This is a genomic window from Streptomyces sp. NPDC041200, assembly GCF_055591805.1.
The window spans coordinates 152,720-169,030 of the sequence record NZ_JBVIZF010000002.1 but is presented as its reverse complement, the minus strand read 5'-3'; the positions used below and the strand labels follow the sequence as shown (position 1 = coordinate 169,030).

Annotated in this window: 16 protein-coding genes and 1 tRNA gene; 9 read left to right on the top strand and 8 right to left on the bottom strand. The window is 69.5% G+C overall.

Going from position 1 to position 16,311, the window contains the following annotated elements:
* Positions 1 to 70 precede the first annotated feature (70 nt).
* The gene (locus ACZ6CL_RS05825) at positions 71 to 604 is read left to right on the top strand and encodes a peptidylprolyl isomerase (protein ID WP_468931639.1); all 534 of its coding nucleotides are present in this window, start codon (positions 71 to 73) and stop codon (positions 602 to 604) included.
* Between the two features lie 94 nt (positions 605 to 698).
* The gene (locus tag ACZ6CL_RS05820; protein WP_468931637.1) at positions 699 to 1,577 is read left to right on the top strand and encodes a rhomboid family intramembrane serine protease; all 879 of its coding nucleotides are present in this window, start codon (positions 699 to 701) and stop codon (positions 1,575 to 1,577) included.
* Positions 1,578 to 1,842: 265 nt separating this feature from the next.
* On the opposite strand, the gene crgA is transcribed toward ACZ6CL_RS05820, so the two are convergent.
* A complete protein-coding gene (gene crgA / locus ACZ6CL_RS05815; RefSeq protein WP_179935496.1) occupies positions 1,843 to 2,100 on the bottom strand; it encodes a cell division protein CrgA in 258 nt (85 codons plus the stop codon).
* Positions 2,101 to 2,246: 146 nt separating this feature from the next.
* Between crgA and ACZ6CL_RS05810 the strand changes: the two genes are divergently transcribed.
* From ACZ6CL_RS05810 to ACZ6CL_RS05785, 6 genes are all read left to right on the top strand, one after another.
* Entirely contained in the window at positions 2,247 to 3,017 is a 771-nt protein-coding gene (locus tag ACZ6CL_RS05810) for a DUF881 domain-containing protein (RefSeq protein WP_468931635.1), read from the top strand.
* A 30-nt stretch (positions 3,018 to 3,047) separates the two neighbouring features.
* Positions 3,048 to 3,740, top strand: a complete 693-nt coding sequence (locus ACZ6CL_RS05805) for a class E sortase (RefSeq protein ID WP_468931633.1) — start codon at positions 3,048 to 3,050, stop codon at positions 3,738 to 3,740.
* 84 nt (positions 3,741 to 3,824) lie between these two features.
* Positions 3,825 to 4,001 (top strand): hypothetical protein, encoded by a 177-nt coding sequence (locus tag ACZ6CL_RS05800; RefSeq protein ID WP_385446025.1) that lies wholly within the window; start codon positions 3,825 to 3,827, stop codon positions 3,999 to 4,001.
* On the top strand, positions 3,998 to 4,648 hold the full coding sequence (locus ACZ6CL_RS05795) for an aminodeoxychorismate/anthranilate synthase component II (RefSeq protein WP_468931630.1): 651 nt from the start codon (positions 3,998 to 4,000) through the stop codon (positions 4,646 to 4,648). The genes ACZ6CL_RS05800 and ACZ6CL_RS05795 overlap by 4 nt, the downstream gene beginning before the upstream one ends.
* Before the next feature lie 254 nt (positions 4,649 to 4,902).
* Positions 4,903 to 5,949, top strand: a complete 1,047-nt coding sequence (locus ACZ6CL_RS05790) for a class E sortase (protein ID WP_468931627.1) — start codon at positions 4,903 to 4,905, stop codon at positions 5,947 to 5,949.
* A 33-nt stretch (positions 5,950 to 5,982) separates the two neighbouring features.
* Positions 5,983 to 6,726 carry a class E sortase gene (locus ACZ6CL_RS05785; protein ID WP_468931625.1) on the top strand — a complete coding sequence of 248 codons (744 nt, stop codon included), beginning with the start codon at positions 5,983 to 5,985 and terminating at the stop codon, positions 6,724 to 6,726.
* Positions 6,727 to 6,839: 113 nt separating this feature from the next.
* Here the strand turns inward: ACZ6CL_RS05785 and pknB are convergent, their stop codons facing one another.
* From pknB to ACZ6CL_RS05755, 6 genes are all read right to left on the bottom strand, one after another.
* Complete coding sequence (gene pknB / locus ACZ6CL_RS05780) at positions 6,840 to 8,822, bottom strand: Stk1 family PASTA domain-containing Ser/Thr kinase (protein WP_468931622.1); 1,983 nt, start codon at positions 8,820 to 8,822, stop codon at positions 6,840 to 6,842.
* A 171-nt stretch (positions 8,823 to 8,993) separates the two neighbouring features.
* Entirely contained in the window at positions 8,994 to 10,460 is a 1,467-nt protein-coding gene (locus ACZ6CL_RS05775) for a peptidoglycan D,D-transpeptidase FtsI family protein (protein WP_468931619.1), read from the bottom strand.
* Positions 10,457 to 11,884 (bottom strand): FtsW/RodA/SpoVE family cell cycle protein, encoded by a 1,428-nt coding sequence (locus ACZ6CL_RS05770; RefSeq protein WP_468931616.1) that lies wholly within the window; start codon positions 11,882 to 11,884, stop codon positions 10,457 to 10,459. The genes ACZ6CL_RS05775 and ACZ6CL_RS05770 overlap by 4 nt, the downstream gene beginning before the upstream one ends.
* 22 nt (positions 11,885 to 11,906) lie before the next feature.
* Positions 11,907 to 13,484, bottom strand: a complete 1,578-nt coding sequence (locus ACZ6CL_RS05765; RefSeq protein WP_468933271.1) for a PP2C family protein-serine/threonine phosphatase — start codon at positions 13,482 to 13,484, stop codon at positions 11,907 to 11,909.
* A gap of 75 nt (positions 13,485 to 13,559) precedes the next feature.
* Positions 13,560 to 14,087 carry an FHA domain-containing protein FhaB/FipA gene (locus ACZ6CL_RS05760; protein WP_468931613.1) on the bottom strand — a complete coding sequence of 176 codons (528 nt, stop codon included), beginning with the start codon at positions 14,085 to 14,087 and terminating at the stop codon, positions 13,560 to 13,562.
* Between the two features lie 10 nt (positions 14,088 to 14,097).
* Positions 14,098 to 14,928, bottom strand: a complete 831-nt coding sequence (locus ACZ6CL_RS05755; protein WP_468931611.1) for an FhaA domain-containing protein — start codon at positions 14,926 to 14,928, stop codon at positions 14,098 to 14,100.
* A 307-nt stretch (positions 14,929 to 15,235) separates the two neighbouring features.
* Here ACZ6CL_RS05755 and ACZ6CL_RS05750 point away from each other — a divergent pair.
* Positions 15,236 to 15,322: transfer RNA gene (locus ACZ6CL_RS05750), tRNA-Leu, on the top strand.
* 257 nt (positions 15,323 to 15,579) lie between these two features.
* On the opposite strand, the gene ACZ6CL_RS05745 is transcribed toward ACZ6CL_RS05750, so the two are convergent.
* The gene (locus tag ACZ6CL_RS05745) at positions 15,580 to 16,233 is read right to left on the bottom strand and encodes an FMN-dependent NADH-azoreductase (protein WP_468931610.1); all 654 of its coding nucleotides are present in this window, start codon (positions 16,231 to 16,233) and stop codon (positions 15,580 to 15,582) included.
* Positions 16,234 to 16,311 lie beyond the last annotated feature (78 nt).

The following is a 16,311-nucleotide window of genomic DNA, read 5'->3' as shown; positions in this document are numbered from 1 at the left end:
GCGGCTACTCGTCGCGCTCGGGTCCGTGCGAGGATCAGGGCAAGGAAGCGAAAACGATGGAAGGTAGATCGTGGCCGAGCAGCTGTACGCCACCCTCAAGACCAACAACGGCGACATCGTGGTCCGGCTGCTGCCGAACCACGCGCCCAAGACCGTGAAGAACTTCGTGGAGCTCGCGGAGGGCACGCGCGAGTGGACCCACCCCGCCACCGGCAAGAAGGCCGCGGAGAAGCTCTACGACGGCACCGTCTTCCACCGCGTGATCAGCGGTTTCATGATCCAGGGCGGTGACCCGCTGGGCAACGGCACCGGCGGCCCCGGATACGAGTTCGGTGACGAGTTCCACCCGGACCTGTCCTTCAACAAGCCGTACCTGCTGGCCATGGCCAACGCCGGCCCGGGCACCAACGGCTCGCAGTTCTTCATCACGCTCGCCCCGACCACCTGGCTGACCGGCAAGCACACCATCTTCGGCGAGGTCGTCGACGAGGGCAGCAAGAAGGTCGTCGACACCATCGGGGGTGCCGCGACCAACCCGCGCACCGACCGCCCGCTCCAGGACGTCGTGATCGAGTCCGTCGTCGTGGAGACCCGGGAGGGCTGAACCCCGCACGGGAACTCCGCGCCCCGCTTGTCCGTGTGAACAAGCGGGGCGGGGGAACGCGCGCAAGTCCGCGGACAGGGGGCGAAGGGACACCATGGAGGACCAGGCGGTCTGCTGTTACCGGCACCCGCAGCGGGAGACCGGCATCAGCTGTACCCGCTGTGAGCGCCCGATCTGTCCGGAGTGCATGATCAGCGCCTCGGTCGGGTTCCACTGCCCTGAGTGCGTGCGCGGTGGTGCGTCCGCCCCCGGTGAGCCCCCCGCCCCGCCGCGGCGCGCGGCCGAGCCGCGCACCATAGCCGGCGGCGCGTACACCGCCGATCCGCGGCTGGTCACCAAGATCCTGATCGGTCTCAACATCGCCGTCTGGCTGGCGGTGCTGGGGACCGGCGACCGGCTGGTGGACGGCTTCGACCTGGTCGGCCGGGCCTACAGCCCGGGCACCGCCGACATCGTGGGCGTCGCCGAGGGGCAGTGGTACCGGCTGCTGACCGCGGTCTTCCTGCACCAGGAGCCCATGCACATCGCGTTCAACATGCTGTCCCTGTGGTGGATCGGCGCCCCGCTGGAGGCCGCGCTCGGCCGCGCCCGCTACCTCACGCTCTACCTGCTGTCCGGGCTCGGCGGCAGCGCGCTGTCGTATCTGCTCGCCGCGCAGAACCAGCCCTCGCTCGGCGCATCCGGCGCGGTCTTCGGGCTGCTGGGCGCCACCGCCGTCCTGATGCGACGGCTCAACTACGACATGCGCCCCGTCATCGCGCTGCTCGTGCTGAACCTCATCTTCACCTTCGGCTGGTCCGGCATCGCCTGGCAGGCGCACGTCGGCGGTCTGGTGGTGGGCACGCTGGTGGCGTACGCGATGGTGCACGCCCCGCGGGAGCGGCGCGCCCTGGTACAGCGCGCGGCCTGTGCCGTGATGCTGCTCGCGATCGTCGCGACGGTCTGGGTCCGTACGCTCCAGCTCACCGGCTGACCGTGGCGCAGGCCCCGGACGGGGTCTCGAACGGGGGTGGGTTCGGTCAGTTGTCCACAGCACGTGGTGGATCTTGCGCACCCTGTGGAGAACATCTGTGCGTTTCCGTGCTGACCTGCGTTTTCGCAGGAAGACGCCGGTGTGAGCGATCGAACGCGACCGTTCTACCGGTCACACCGGCGTCAATGCGGCAGAGGTTATCCACAGATCTTCTGAGTTTTCCCCGCCTGTGGATAACCCTGTGGACAGGCTCTGCGGGGCGGTTCTACTTCCACTGAGTGGAGACGACGAACCCCGCGGCGATGAAGCCGAAGCCGACGACGATGTTCCAGTTGCCCAGGGACTTGACCGGCATGTCCCCTGTCGTCACGTAGAAGAGGACGATCCAGGCGAGGCCGATCAGGAACATCGCCAGCATCAGCGGGGCCACCCAGCGGCGGCCGCTGCTCAGGCTGATGTTGGTTGCCTGCTTCGCCGGCGGCGGCGTGAAATCGTCCTTCTTGCGGATCCGTGACTTCGGCACGAGGAACTCTCCTGTCGATGCGCTGCGTGACCGCGCGGGGGCTATGTACGGACGGCGCCGGGGCGGGACGGTGAAGGGGACCGCTTCCCTCCCCGACACGTCAGTTAGCGTAGTCCTTCCGCGGCGTCGTAAGGAGTAAGGGTACGTTGAGCAATTCCGCTGACTCCCCCACCCCGGCGTCCCGTCGACCCGCGTTCCGGCCCGTCCGGCTGCTGACCGGAGCGGTCTTCGCGCTGGCCGGGATCATCTTCTGGACCAGCTTCAACACGGCCCAGGGCACCGACATCCGCAGCGATGAATCGATGCTGCGGCTGTCCGATCTCATCCAGGAGCGCAGCCGCAAGAACGGCACGCTCGACGAGAGCGCCGCCAAGATGCGCTCCGACGTCGACGCCCTCGCCCGCCGCGACAACGGCAGCACCAAGGCCGAGCAGCGCAAGCTGGAGAATCTGGAGAAGACCGCGGGCACCCGGGGGCTGAGCGGCTCCGGGCTCACCGTCACCCTCACCGACGCCCCGCCGAACGCCACCCCCAAGATCCCCGGCGTGCCCGACCCGCAGCCCAACGACCTCGTCATCCACCAGCAGGACCTGCAGGCCGTGGTCAACGCGCTGTGGCAGGGCGGCGCCAAGGGGATCAAGGTGATGGACCAGCGGCTGATCTCCACCAGCGCCGTGCGCTGCGTCGGCAACACCCTGATCCTCCAGGGCCGGGTCTACTCCCCGCCCTACAAGATCACCGCGGTGGGCGACCAGGACCGGCTGAGCACCGCGCTCACCGCCTCCCCCGCCATCCAGAACTACCGCTCCTACGTCGAGGCGTACGGGCTCGGCTGGAAAGTCGACCAGCACGACACGGTGACTCTTCCCGGCTACTCCGGCACAGTGGATCTGCACCAGGCACAGCCCGTCCCGTAGCCGCGCGCCGATGGGGGGCCGATGGGGCCGATGGGGCCGAAGAGGATCCGGCTGGTCATCAGGACGCTCAGCGAGCTGTGCGTCACCGCGGGCACCCTGATCCTCCTCTTCGTCGTCTACCTCCTGTACTGGACCTCCGTCCGCGCCGACCAGGCCATGGACGGCGAGATCGACCACCTCCAGGACCGCTGGGCCGCGGGTCCGGTCGCCGCGGCCGGTGCCGACCGGCCCGCGCCGCGGCCGCGCCGCTACGAGAGCGGCAGATCCTTCGCGATCATGTACATCCCGCGCTTCGGCGCCGACTGGGCCAAACCCGTCCTCCAGGGCACCGAGGCCGCCACCCTGCGCAAAGGGCTCGGGCACTACGCGGGCACCGCCCGCCTCGGCGCCACGGGAAACTTCGCGGTCGCCGGGCACCGCCGCACCTACGGCGACCCCTTCAAGGACTTCCCCCGGCTGCGCCCCGGCGACGCGGTCGTCCTGTCCGACGGCGCCACCTGGTACACGTACCGCATCGCCGGGCGGCCCTACCGCACCCTGCCGACCGACGTCGGGGTGCTCGACCCGGTCCCGCGCGCCTCCGGATTCCGCGGCCCCGGGCGCTATCTGACGCTCACGACCTGTGAGCCGGAGTGGGGGCACAGCCACCGGCTGATCGCCTGGGCGCACCTCGACGCGACCCAAACCGTTGCCCAAGGCAAGCCCAAGGCTTTGTCCAGCTGACCCACCGGCCCCACCCCCGGACCTTTACTCTGGTCCTGCACTCCGGTGCTGCAATCGACTTCGTCATCGGTGAGTAGGGACGGCATGTACGGCTGGATCTGGCGGCATCTGCCGGGTAACGCATGGACGCGGGCGGCGATTTCGCTCGTGCTCGTGCTGGCGATCGTGTTCGTGCTCTTCCAGTACGTCTTCCCGTGGGCGGAGCCGCTGCTGCCGTTCAACGACGTGACCGTCGACCAGGGAATGGCGGGTCCCCGATGAGCGCGCGCGTCCTGGTCGTCGACAACTACGACAGCTTCGTCTTCAACCTTGTCCAGTACCTCTACCAGCTCGGAGCCGAGTGCGAGGTGGTGCGCAACGACGAGGTCTCCCTCGCGCACGCCCAGGACGGCTTCGACGGCGTGCTGCTCTCCCCCGGCCCCGGCACCCCCGAGAAGGCGGGCGTCTGCGTCGACATGGTGCGGCACTGCGCGGACACCGGGGTGCCGGTGTTCGGCGTCTGCCTGGGGATGCAGTCCATGGCCGTCGCGTACGGCGGTGTCGTCGGCCGGGCCCCGGAGCTGCTGCACGGCAAGACCTCGCTGGTGACCCACGAGGGCGTAGGCGTCTTCAGCGGGCTGCCGTCGCCGTTCACCGCCACCCGCTATCACTCCCTCGCGGTCGAACGGGGCACCGTCCCCGACGCGTTGGAGATCACCGCTTGGACGGAGACGGGTATCGCCATGGGGCTGCGCCACCGCGAACTGCGGGTCGAGGGCGTCCAGTTCCACCCCGAGTCGGTCCTCACCGAATGGGGGCACCGCATGCTCGCCAACTGGCTGGTGGAGTGCGGCGACACGGACGCGATAGAGCGGTCGACGGGGCTCGCCCCGGTGGTCGGGGCGGTCGGCGGCAAGGCCGTCGAGTGACCGCACCGCGCCCCGGGCCCGAGGGCGCGGCCCAGGGCGCCCCGGAGCCCGCCCCGGGCGCCGCACCGGGTCCCGAGCCGCACCCCACCGGGCGGCGCCGCCGCGCCCGTCCCGCGGCCGCGGACGAGCGCCCCGACGAGGCGGCCGCGGCTCCCACCGGCCGGCGGCGCGCCCGGTCGGCAGCGGCAGGCCCCACAGGCCCCACAGGCCCTGCCAGACCCACAGGGCCCACAGGACCCACAGGACCCGCCGCCGTGAGCGCGGGCGAGACGGCCGTCCTGGCCCCCGTCGCCGCCGACCCCCCGGCGGCTCCCGCAAGGGCCGCCATGGCGACTTCCGCGGACGACGACGAGACGATGGCGCTGCGGACCGTGGCCGCCCCCGCCCACGACCGGACCATGCCGCTGCGGACCGTCGAGCAGGACCGGGCGGGCGAGGCGCCGTCCCCCGGCGGCCGTGCGGCCCGCCGCAAGGCCGCTCAGGGGGCCGCGAAGCGCGGTGGACGGCACGGAGCCCGGGCGCGGGGCGGTACGGCCGTCACAGAGGCCACAGGCGCCTCGGCGGGGGCGGAGGCGCGACCCCGCACCCGTATGGAGGCCAAGCGCGCCGCCCGCGCCCGCAAGGACAGCCCGGGCGTCGTGGCGAGCCGGGTGGTCGGCGAGCTGTTCATCACCCTCGGCGTGGTGATGCTGCTCTTCGTGACGTACCAGCTGTGGTGGACCAACATCCGGGCGCACCAGCAGGCGAACGGCGCGGCGGGCGATCTGCAGAAGCAGTGGGACACGAAGGGCGCGGACCGCGACCCGGGCGTGTTCTCCCCCGGCCAGGGATTCGCGATCATCTACATCCCGAAGCTGGATGTGAAGGCCCCGATCGCCGAGGGGATCGACAAGCACAAGGTCCTCGACCGCGGCATGGTCGGCCACTACGCCAAGGGAAAGCTCAAGACCGCGATGCCGTGGGACAAGAAGGGCAACTTCGCGCTCGCCGGGCACCGCAACACCCATGGCGAGCCGTTCCGCTACATCAATCGCCTCAAGCCCGGCGACAAGATCGTCGTCGAGACGCAGAGCCGGTTCTACACCTACGACATGACCAGCATCCTGCCGCAGACGTCCCCCTCCAACACAGGCGTCATCGGCCCGGTGCCGCCCGGCTCCGGCTTCAGCAAGCCGGGCCGCTACCTCACGCTGACGACCTGCACCCCCGAGTTCACCAGCACTTATCGGATGATCGTCTGGGGCAAGATGGTCGACGAGCGGCCGCGCAGCGAGGGGAAGCCGGACGCACTGGTCGAGTAGGACCGGGAAGATCCAGAAAAGGGGAACGACGCGGTGGCACGGACCGACGACGACCAGCGGCAGGGGCAGGACCCCGCCCCGCCCGCCCAGCCGACCCGCGGCTCCTCCGGCCGCGGGCGGATCGCGGCGGCCATCGGAGTGCTGGGCGAGCTGCTGATCACCGCGGGGCTGATCCTGGCCCTCTTCGTGGCCTACTCGCTGTGGTGGACGAACGTCCTCGCCGACCGGGAGGCGAAGAAGCAGGGCGACCAGGTGCGCAAGCACTGGGCCGACCGGGGGCCGGGCAGGCTCGACACCAAGGACGGCATCGGCTTCCTGCACGTACCGGCGATGGGTGACGGCGAGGTGCTGGTCAAGAAGGGCACCTCGGCCAAGGTCCTCAACGACGGCGTCGCCGGGTACTACACGGAGCCGGTCAAGTCCGCGATGCCCTGGACGGCGTCGGGCAACTTCTCGCTGGCCGCCCACCGGGACGGGCACGGTGCCAAGTTCCACGGCATCGACAAGATCCACGACGGGGATCCGGTGGTCTTCGAGACCCGGGACACCTGGTACGTCTACAAGGTCTACGAGACGCTGCCCGAGACCTCGAAGTTCAACGTGGACGTGCTGAACGCGGTCCCGAAGGAGTCGGGCAAGAAGAAGGCGGGCCGCTACATCACGCTCTCGACCTGCACCCCGGTCTTCACCTCGCAGTACCGCTACATCGTCTGGGGCGAACTGGAGCGCACCGAGAAGGTCGACGCGGACCGTACGCCCCCCAAGGAGCTGCGCTGACGCCCCTCAACGGCTTGTCCCACCACGGGGAAGCCCCCGGCACCCGGTAGAGGGCGCCGGGGGCTTCCCCGTGCGATGCGCGCTGTGGCGCGGTGTGCTGTCCGCGAGGCGGGCTAGCCGAGGCCGCCGAAGAAGCCTCCGTCGTCATCGTCGCCGTTCCCGTTGCCCTGGACCGTCACGAGGTTCACGGACTGGCCCTTGGGCACCTGGGTGCCCGCGCCGGGGTTGCTGGCGACCACGGTCGCGTTGTCGTCCTGCGGGCCGTTGATGTTGCCCACGTTGAGCCCGAGGTCCTGGAGGGCCTTCTTGGCGTCCTTGAGCTTCTGGCCGCCCAGGTTGGGCACCGGGACCTGCTGCTGCTGATCCGGGGCCTTGGCGACGGTCAGGTTGATGACCGAACCGGGCGCGGCTGATCCGCCGCCGGCCGGGTCCTGGCTGATGACCGTGCCGGCCTGGGCGTCGGCGCTGTCCTGCTCCGTCGACTGGACCTTGAAGCCCTGGGCCTTGAGGGCCGTCTCGGCCTCCGCGAGCGGCTTGGTGGTCACATCAGGGACCTGGACCTGCTGCTGCGGCGTGGCGACGGTCAGGGTGATCTTGGTGCCCTTGGCGACCTTCTTGCCCGCGTCCAGGCTCTGGCGGGTGACCTTGCCCGCGGTCTGGTCGGACTCCTCGGTCGCCTTGTCGACGGTGAAGCCCTTGGCCTCCAGGGACGCCTTCGCCGACTCGAACTGGACGTTGAGGACGTCGGGGACCTCGATCTTCTCGGCCGGCTTCTTGCCCTTCGACATGGTCAGCTGGACCGTGTCGTAGCGCTTGATCTCACCGTTCTCGGGATCCTGGCTGCAGACCGTGTCCTTGGCCTGGTCGCAGAATTCGGAGCCGGCCTTCTCGACCTTGAAGTCGCCGTTGTCCCCCTGGGCGCTGGCCTCCTTGAAGGTCTTCCCGACCAGCGAGGGCACCGGGACCATGGAGTCGTTCTTGCCGCCGTTGCCGAAGATCGACTTGCCGATGAAGATCGCGCCGACGAGCACGAGGACGCCGGCCACCACGAGCAGGATCGTCGAGAGGTTGCGCTTCTTCTGCGGGCCGCCGCGCCGCCGGTCCTGCCGGTCGTCGTAGCCGAAGCCGCCGTCGTCGTCCCGCATCGGGGGCAGCATCGAGGTCGCCGGACCGGCGTCCTGCGGCCGCAGCATCGTCGTGGGCTGGTCGTTCGAGCCGTAGCCGACCGCGCCCAGTGCGGCGGTCGCGGCGACCGGCTGGCCCTCGAGCGCCGCCTCGATGTCGGCGCGCATCTCGTCGGCCGACTGGTAGCGGTAGTCGGGGTCCTTGACCAGGGCCCGCAGGACGATCGCGTCCATCTCCGGGGTGATCTCGGGGTCGTACGTGCTCGGCGGCTGCGGCTCTTCCCGCACGTGCTGGTAGGCCACCGCTACCGGGGAGTCCCCGACGAACGGCGGCCGCACCGTCAGCAGCTCGTACAGCAGACAGCCGGTGGAGTAGAGGTCGCTGCGCGCGTCGACGGTCTCGCCCTTGGCCTGCTCGGGGGAGAGGTACTGCGCGGTGCCGATGACGGCCGCCGTCTGCGTCATGGTCATACCGGCGTCGCCCATGGCGCGGGCGATGCCGAAGTCCATCACCTTGACCTGGCCGCTGCGCGTGAGCATCACGTTCGCCGGCTTGATGTCCCGGTGGACGATGTTGTTCCGGTGCGAGTACTCCAGGGCCTGGAGGATGCCGACCGTCATCTCCATCGAGCGCTCGGGGAGCAGCTTTCTCCCGGAGTGGAGAAGCTCACGCAGAGTGGAGCCGTCGACGTACTCCATCACGATGTACGGGATCGAGACACCGTCGACGTAGTCCTCGCCGGTGTCGTAGACCGCGACGATCGCGGGATGGTTGAGCGAGGCCGCCGACTGGGCCTCTCGGCGGAACCGGGCCTGGAAGGACGGATCGCGGGCGAGGTCCACCCGGAGCGTCTTCACGGCGACAGTACGGCCGAGGCGGGTGTCGTGCGCGAGGTAGACCTCGGCCATGCCACCGCGGCCGAGCACCGAGCCCAGCTCGTACCGGCCGCCGAGGCGACGCGGCTCTTCCATAGCTACTCCAGCCCTCTTCCGTCATTCCCGGCCGCACCCTGTGTGGGGGGCCGGCGAAGTGCTGCTCGCGCATACGGTACCCGGCACGTCTTACGGGACCCGGCCTCGGCCGATTCTTGATACCGGACCGGTACGACGACGTGCGGGATTGGCATCAGGGCGTGACCGGCGTCACTTGTCGCGCTCGCTGTCCAGTACCGCCTTCATCACATCCTTGGCGATCGGCGCCGCCAGCTTGCCGCCCGCGATGTCGTCGCGGAGGGTGTCGGAACTCTCCACCACGACCGCGACCGCGACCGGGGAGCCCTCGTCGGTCTTGGCGTAGGAGATGAACCAGGCGTACGGGTTCTCGCTGTTGTCGACACCGTGCTGCGCGGTACCGGTCTTGCCGCCGACCGTGGCGCCCGGGATCTGGGCGTTGGTGCCGGTGCCCTCCTTGACCACGGTCTCCATCATGTCCTGGAGCTTGCCCGCGTTTTCCGAGCTGAGCGGCTGGCTCATCTCCTCCGGGCTGGTCTGGTCGATCGTGTTCAGGTTGGGGGCGCGCAGCGAGTCGATCATGTACGGCTTCATCAGCTTGCCGTCGTTGGCGATCCCCGCGGCGACCATGGCCATCTGCAGCGGGGTGGCGCGGGTGTCGAACTGGCCGATCGAGGACAGGGCGTTGCCCGGACGGTCCATCTTCTCGGGGTAGACGCTCTCGGCGGCGCGGACGGGCATGAAGACCTCGTCGTTGAAGCCGAACTTCTTCGCCTGGGCCAGCATCTTGTCCTTGCCCAGGTCGTCACCGAGCTTGCCGAAGACGGTGTTGCAGGAGTAGCGCAGGGCCTGCCGCAGGGTGGCGTTCTTGCAGGGGATGTTGCCCTCGTTGCGCAGGGGCTGGGTGGACAGCGGCAGCCGCCACGGCAGGGGCGAGTCGGTCGCTCCGTCGATGTCCGTGTACTTGCCGTCCTCCAGCGCGGCCGCGGCGGTGACGACCTTGAAAGTGGAGCCGGGCGGGTAGGTCTGCCGCAGCGCCCGGTTCAGCGTCGGCTGCTCCTTGTCCTTCGACATCCCCTTCCAGACGTCCGCGTCGCTCGTCGAGCTGCCCGCGAACTTCGACGGGTCGTAGCTCGGAGTGGAGGCGAGGGCGAGGACCTTGCCGGTGCGCGGGTCGAGCGCGGCGACGGCGCCCTTGTTCTTGCCGAGCCCCTTGTAAGCGGCCTCCTGGGCCTTGGCGTTCAGGGTGGTGATGACGTCACCGCCCTTCGGCTTCTTGCCGGTGAACATGTCGACCGTACGGTTGAAGAACATCCGGTCGTCGTTGCCGGTGAGGATGCCGTCCTCGATGCTCTCGATCTGGGTCGCGCCGAACGCCTGGGAGGCGTACCCGGTGACCGGCGCCCACATCGGACCGTTCTTGTACGTGCGCTTGTACTTGAAGTCGACCCCGTCGGTCTCCACGGACCCGGTGATCGGGCGGCCGTCGACGATGATGTTGCCGCGCGGCTGGCTGTACTGCTCGATCGCCACGCGACGGTTCTGCTTGTGGGTCTTGAGGCCGTCGGCCTGGACGTACTGGATCCAGTTGTCCCGCACCAGCAGGGCGAGGACGAGGAGGCCGCAGAAGATCGCGATTCGGCGCAAGGGCTTGTTCACGGGCGGACCACCTGAGTCATCTCGGCGTCAGTGGAGGGGGCGGGCGCGGGCGCGGGCCGCCGGGCGGTGTCGCTGATCTTGATGAGAAGCGCGACCAGTGCCCAGTTGGCGAGCACCGACGAACCGCCGTACGCCACGAACGGCATCGTCATACCGGTCAGCGGGATGAGGCCCATCACACCGCCCGCGACGACGAAGACCTGGATGCCGAACGCGGCGGACAGGCCCGCCGCCAGCAGCTTGCCGAACGGGTCCCGGGCGGCCAGGGCGGTGCGCATGCCCCGCTCCACGATCAGGCCGTACAGCAGGAGGAAGGCCATGGTGCCGGCGAGCCCCAGCTCCTCGCCGACGGTGGCGAGGATGAAGTCGGAGTTGGCCGCGAAGCCGATCAGGTCGGAGGCGCCCTGGCCCCAGCCGGTGCCGGAGACGCCGCCGGAGCCGAAGGACATCAGGGACAGGGCGATCTGGTCGGTGGTGGCCCAGCTGGGCCGGGGGGTGTCGTAGACGGCGAACGGGTGCAGCCACGCCATCACACGGACCTTGACGTGCGACTCGAACGAGGCGACACCGACCGCGCCGACCGCGGACATCAGCAGACCGAAGACGATCCAGCTGGTGCGCTCGGTCGCCACGTACAGCATGACGACGAACAGGCCGAAGAACAGCAGCGAGCTTCCGAGGTCGGTCTCGAAGACCAGGATCAGGATGCTCATGGCCCAGACGATCAGGATCGGACCGAGGTCACGGCCACGCGGCAGGTAGAGCCCCATGAAGCGGCGGCTGGCCAGCGCGAGCGCGTCCCGCTTCACCATGAGGTAGCCGGAGAAGAAGACCGCGATGATGATCTTGGCGAACTCGCCGGGCTGGATGGAGAAGGAGCCGACGGTGATCCAGATGCGTGCGCCGAACCGGGCCGGGAAGAACATCGGCAGGATCAGCAGGATCAGCGCGCCGATCATGGAGATGTAGGTGTACCGCTGCAGAATCCGGTGATCCTTGAGGAGGATCAGGACGGCCACGAACAGGGCCACGCCCATCGCCGAGTACATCAGCTGGTTGGGCGCGGAGGGGGCGAAGGTCTGACCGATGTCCTCCGCCCGCTGGGCCAGCCGCCTCGACTGGTCCAGCCGCCAGATGATCACGAGGCCGAGGCCGTTGAGGAGCGTGGCGATCGGCAGCAGCAGCGGATCGGCGTACGGGGTGAACTTGCGCACCACGATGTGGCCGATGCCCGCGAGCAGGCCGAGCCCGATGCCGTAGCTGAGCATGCCCGAGGGCAACTCGTCGCTGAGCGCCAGGCCCGCGTTGGCGTACGCGAAGACCGGGATGATCACCGCGAACGCCAGCATGGCCAGCTCGGTGTTGCGGCGGCTCGGTGGACCGGCCGTACTGATCGTGGTCGTGTTGGTCGTACTACTGCTCATGGGTGGGCGGCCCCTAACGGCTTCACGGCTGGGTGCTGCTGCACTGCGGGACCAACTCCTTCTCCTGCTCCGACAGGGTGGGACCCGGCTTCGGAGTGGGAGAGGACGACGCCGTGTTCTTCGGCGTCGGTGTGGCCTTGGCGGCGCGCAACCCCGTCGTCGCGCTCTGACTCTGCTGCGGCGTGCCGCCGCTGCTACCTGTCTTGCCTCCGGATCCGCCGCCGGCCTGCCCCTTGCCGCCGGTGAGGTCCTTCTGGCTCTCCTCGGCCTTGCGCTGTGCGTCAGCCTTTCTGCAGGCGCTGGCGAGAGTGGCGAGATCCTTCGTCTTGTCCTCGGCCTGGCCGAGCCCGCTGACCGCGATGGTGTCCTCCACGCGGCTGCGCTGATCGGTCGGGAGGTACTTGAGTTCGATCTCGCGGTGGTCCTCGTGGACCTTGTTGAGCTTGATCCACGCGAGGTCCTGACTGATGCCCCGGTAGATCGCCACGTGGTCCCCGTTGGAGCCCACGTAGTACTGCGTCTGCGTCCACTGATAGCCGCTGTAGAGGCCGCCGCCGAGCACGGCGAGGCCCAGCGCGATGAACAGCGACCGCTTGACCCAGGTCTTGCGGCCGTTCTTCTTGGTGTAGTCGCCCTCCGCGTAGGCCCCGTAACTGCCCTCGGGCGGTCCGCCGAGGCCCGGGTCGCCGCTGCCGGGCGGCCCGAAGCCGCCCGGTGCGTCGCCCTGCTGCGGGACGGGACGGTTGCGCCCCAGCTCGGCGGCGCGGCTCGCCGGGGTGTTGCCGGCGCCGCCGTCCCCGAGGGGGACCTGGTTCTCGGCCACCGCGCCCACGATCACCGGGGTGTCGTTGAGCTGGCCCGCCAGGGTGTCGCCGCCGTCCACGTCGAGGACGTCGGCGACGATGCAGGTGATGTTGTCGGGGCCGCCGCCGCGCAGCGCGAGCTGGATCAGCTCCTGGATCGTCTCGTGCGGTCCCTGGTAGCTGGCGAGGGTGTCCTCGAGGGTCTGGTGGCTCACGACGCCGGACAGGCCGTCGGAGCAGATGAGGTAGCGGTCGCCGGCCCGGACCTCGCGGATGGACAGGTCGGGCTCGACGTGGTCGCCGCTGCCGAGCGCGCGCATCAGCAGGGAGCGCTGCGGGTGGGTGCCCGCCTCCTCCTCGGTGATGCGGCCCTCGTCGACGAGCCGCTGCACCCAGGTGTGGTCCTGGGTGATCTGGGTGAGGGCGCCGTCGCGCAGCAGATACGCGCGCGAGTCGCCCACGTGCACGAGGCCGAGCCGCTGACCGGTCCACAGCAGGGCGGTGAGCGTGGTGCCCATGCCCTCCAGCTGGGGGTCCTCCTCGACCATGACGCGCAGCTGGTCGTTGGCCCGCTGCACGGCGGTGCCCAGGGAGGTCAGGATGTCCGAGCCGGGGACGTCGTCGTCGAGCTGGACCAGGGTGGAGATCACCTCGGAGCTGGCGACCTCGCCGGCGGCCTGGCCACCCATGCCGTCGGCGATGGCGAGCAGCCGGGGGCCGGCATAGCCGGAGTCCTCGTTGCCCTCCCGGATCATGCCCTTGTGGGATCCGGCGGCGAAACGCAGTGACAGACTCATGCGCACCTCGCCCGTCGGCTCCGGGTACAGCCCCTTGCCAACCACGCTGCCCACCCTCCGGTCGTCATGGTCCTACTACTTCCGCAGCTCGATGACGGTCTTGCCGATGCGGATCGGCGCACCCAGCTGAATCGGTGTCGGTGTGGTGAGCCGGTTCCGGTCGAGATAGGTGCCGTTGGTGGAGCCGAGATCCTCGACGATCCACTGGCCGTCACGGTCCGGGTAGATCCTGGCATGCCGACTGGAGGCGTAGTCGTCGTCCAGCACGATTGTTGAATCGTGCGCACGACCGAGAGTGATGGTCTGCCCCTGGAGCGCGACCGTGGTGCCGGTCAGGGTGCCTTCGGAGACCACCAGCTTGGTGGGGGCCCCACGGCGACCGCGGCCCGAGGGCTGCTGGCGCTGCTGGGGCGGTGCGGTCTGCTGTTGCTGCCGCTGTTGCTGCTGCTGCGGCCGGTCGGGGGCGCTACGGCGCGCCGAACCGCGCTGCGTCACGCGAGTCCCGAACAGGTCGCTACGGATGACCTGAACGGCCACGATGACGAACAGCCACAGTACGGCGAGGAAACCCAACCGCATGACCGTGAGGGTCAGCTCTGACATTGCCCCCGCTTCACCCTTCGGCTTGCCGGTAAACGATGGTGGTGCTGCCCACGACGATCCGTGAGCCGTCGCGGAGCGTAGCGCGGGTGGTGTGCTGTCCGTCCACCACGATGCCGTTCGTCGACCCCAGATCCTGGACGGTCGGCGGTGTTCCGACCCGGATTTCGCAGTGCCTGCGGGAGACACCGGGATCGTCAATGCGCACGTCAGCGTCGGTGCTGCGGCCCAGAACCAGGGTGGACCGGGAGATCTGGTGGCGAGTGCCATTGATCTCAATCCAGCGCCGGGTCTGACCCTGCGGCTGCGGGCCGACGCCCGCGCCTCCGCTCCGGGCTCCGGGGCGGGCGCCGGGAGGGGCGCTGGGCATGGGCGGCGCGCCCGCGGGCTGGCCGTAGCCGCCCGGGCGCTGCTGCGGTGCCCCGCCGCTGCGGGCCGGGGCCTGCTGGGCCGCCGGGCTCTGGGACTCGCTGGAGGCCAGGGTCCGGCTGCGCACCCGGTACAGGCCCGTGTCGAGGTCGTCAGCCTTCTCCAGGTGGACCTTGACGCCGCCCATGAAGGTGTACCGCTGCTGCTTGGCGTACTCGCGGACCATGCCGGACAGCTCGTCGCCGAGCTGCCCGGAGTACGGCGCGAGCCGCTCGTAGTCGCCGGTGCTCAGCTCGACGATGAAGTCGTTGGGGACGACGGTCCGGTCCCGGTTCCAGATGGTCGCGTTGTTGTCGCACTCGCGCTGGAGCGCGCCCGCGATCTCGACGGGCTGGACCTCCGACTTGAACACCTTGGCGAAGGTGCCGTTCACGAGACCCTCGAGACGCTGCTCGAAGCGCTTCAGTACTCCCACGGGGCACCTCCTTCCTCAGTCGTGCTCAGTGTCGTCCTGGTACTGCTTACTGATCGTATCCACGCGTCGGGAAATCGGGTGGTTCCCCTTCCTGGCCCTGCGGAGCAGTGTCACCTCTCACAGGATCGTAGAGGTGCCCTCTGGACAGTGTCCCGCAACCGCGACGGAGCCCCTCCGCGCGGGGGCTCGACAACGAGTGTGAATCCACCCTGCCCAGCGTGCTAGTGTTCTGGATGTCGGAAGGCGCCGCAGCGAACCGGACCGAAAGGCCCGCGGAGCAGGCGGTGAGCGGAAGACAAGCACCCATGCGCGGGTGGCGGAATAGGCAGACGCGCTGGATTCAGGTTCCAGTGCCCGAAAGGGCGTGGGGGTTCAACTCCCCCCTCGCGCACCAGTCGGAGCGGGCCTCTCCGGAGTGACGAAAGTCGCTCGGGAGAGGCCCGTTCCGCGTTATGTGCCCCTCCTCGGTTCCGGCTCGAGTTCGGCTTGATCCACTGCCACTTCGGCTTGATCCACATCAGCCTTCAACGGCTCGGCCCGGACGTCGGCTTGGGCATCGGCCCGGACTCGTTCCGGAGGTCGTTTCTGGACAAACGGAAGCGGGGCCTCCCCGGGTGGGGGTGGCCCCGCGGTTCCGCGGCCGGCCGCTGATCAGGCGGCGAAACGGGAGGCGAGCGCCTTGGCCTTCGAGGCGGCGTCCTCGTGGGCCTTCGCCTTGGAGGCGTCCGACAGCTCGACCAGGTCGGCCATCGCCGGGTTGCTGCGGGCCAGGGTGAGCTCCGGCACGACGAACTCGACGTCGAGGCCCAGCGCGTCCTTCAGCGCCTTCTCCAAGTAGGTCGTGACGAACTCGAAGCTCTCCCGCGGCGTGCCCGGACCGTAGCCGCCGCCCCGGCTGGCGACGACGATCGTCGGGGTGCCCGAGGTGGAGGTCTGCTCGGCGCCGGAGGTGCGGCCCATGATGATCACGTGGTCCAGCCACGCCTTGAGCGTGGAGGGGATCGTGAAGTTGTACATCGGGGCCCCTATGAGGACCACGTCGGCCCGCTCCAGCTCACCGGCCAGGGTGTCGCGCAGCGCGAAGGCGGCCTGCTGCTCGGGGGTGTGGCTCTCGGTGGGGACGAAGCCGGCCGACGCGGCGAGACCGTCGAGGTGCGGAAGCGGCTCGGCGGCCAGGTCGCGGTAGATGACCGTGCCGTTCGGGTGCTGGGCCTCCCACTCCTTGCGGAAGGTGGCGGTCACCGCGCGGGAGGCGGAGGCTTCGCCGGGGAAGACCGAGGTGTCGAGGTGAAGAAGCGTGGGCATGGAGGTGCCTCCGTGGACAAGGCGCTCCACAAAGGAGCGGTGGTTTTCTATGTACCTGCGATTGGCACAGTAGCTTAC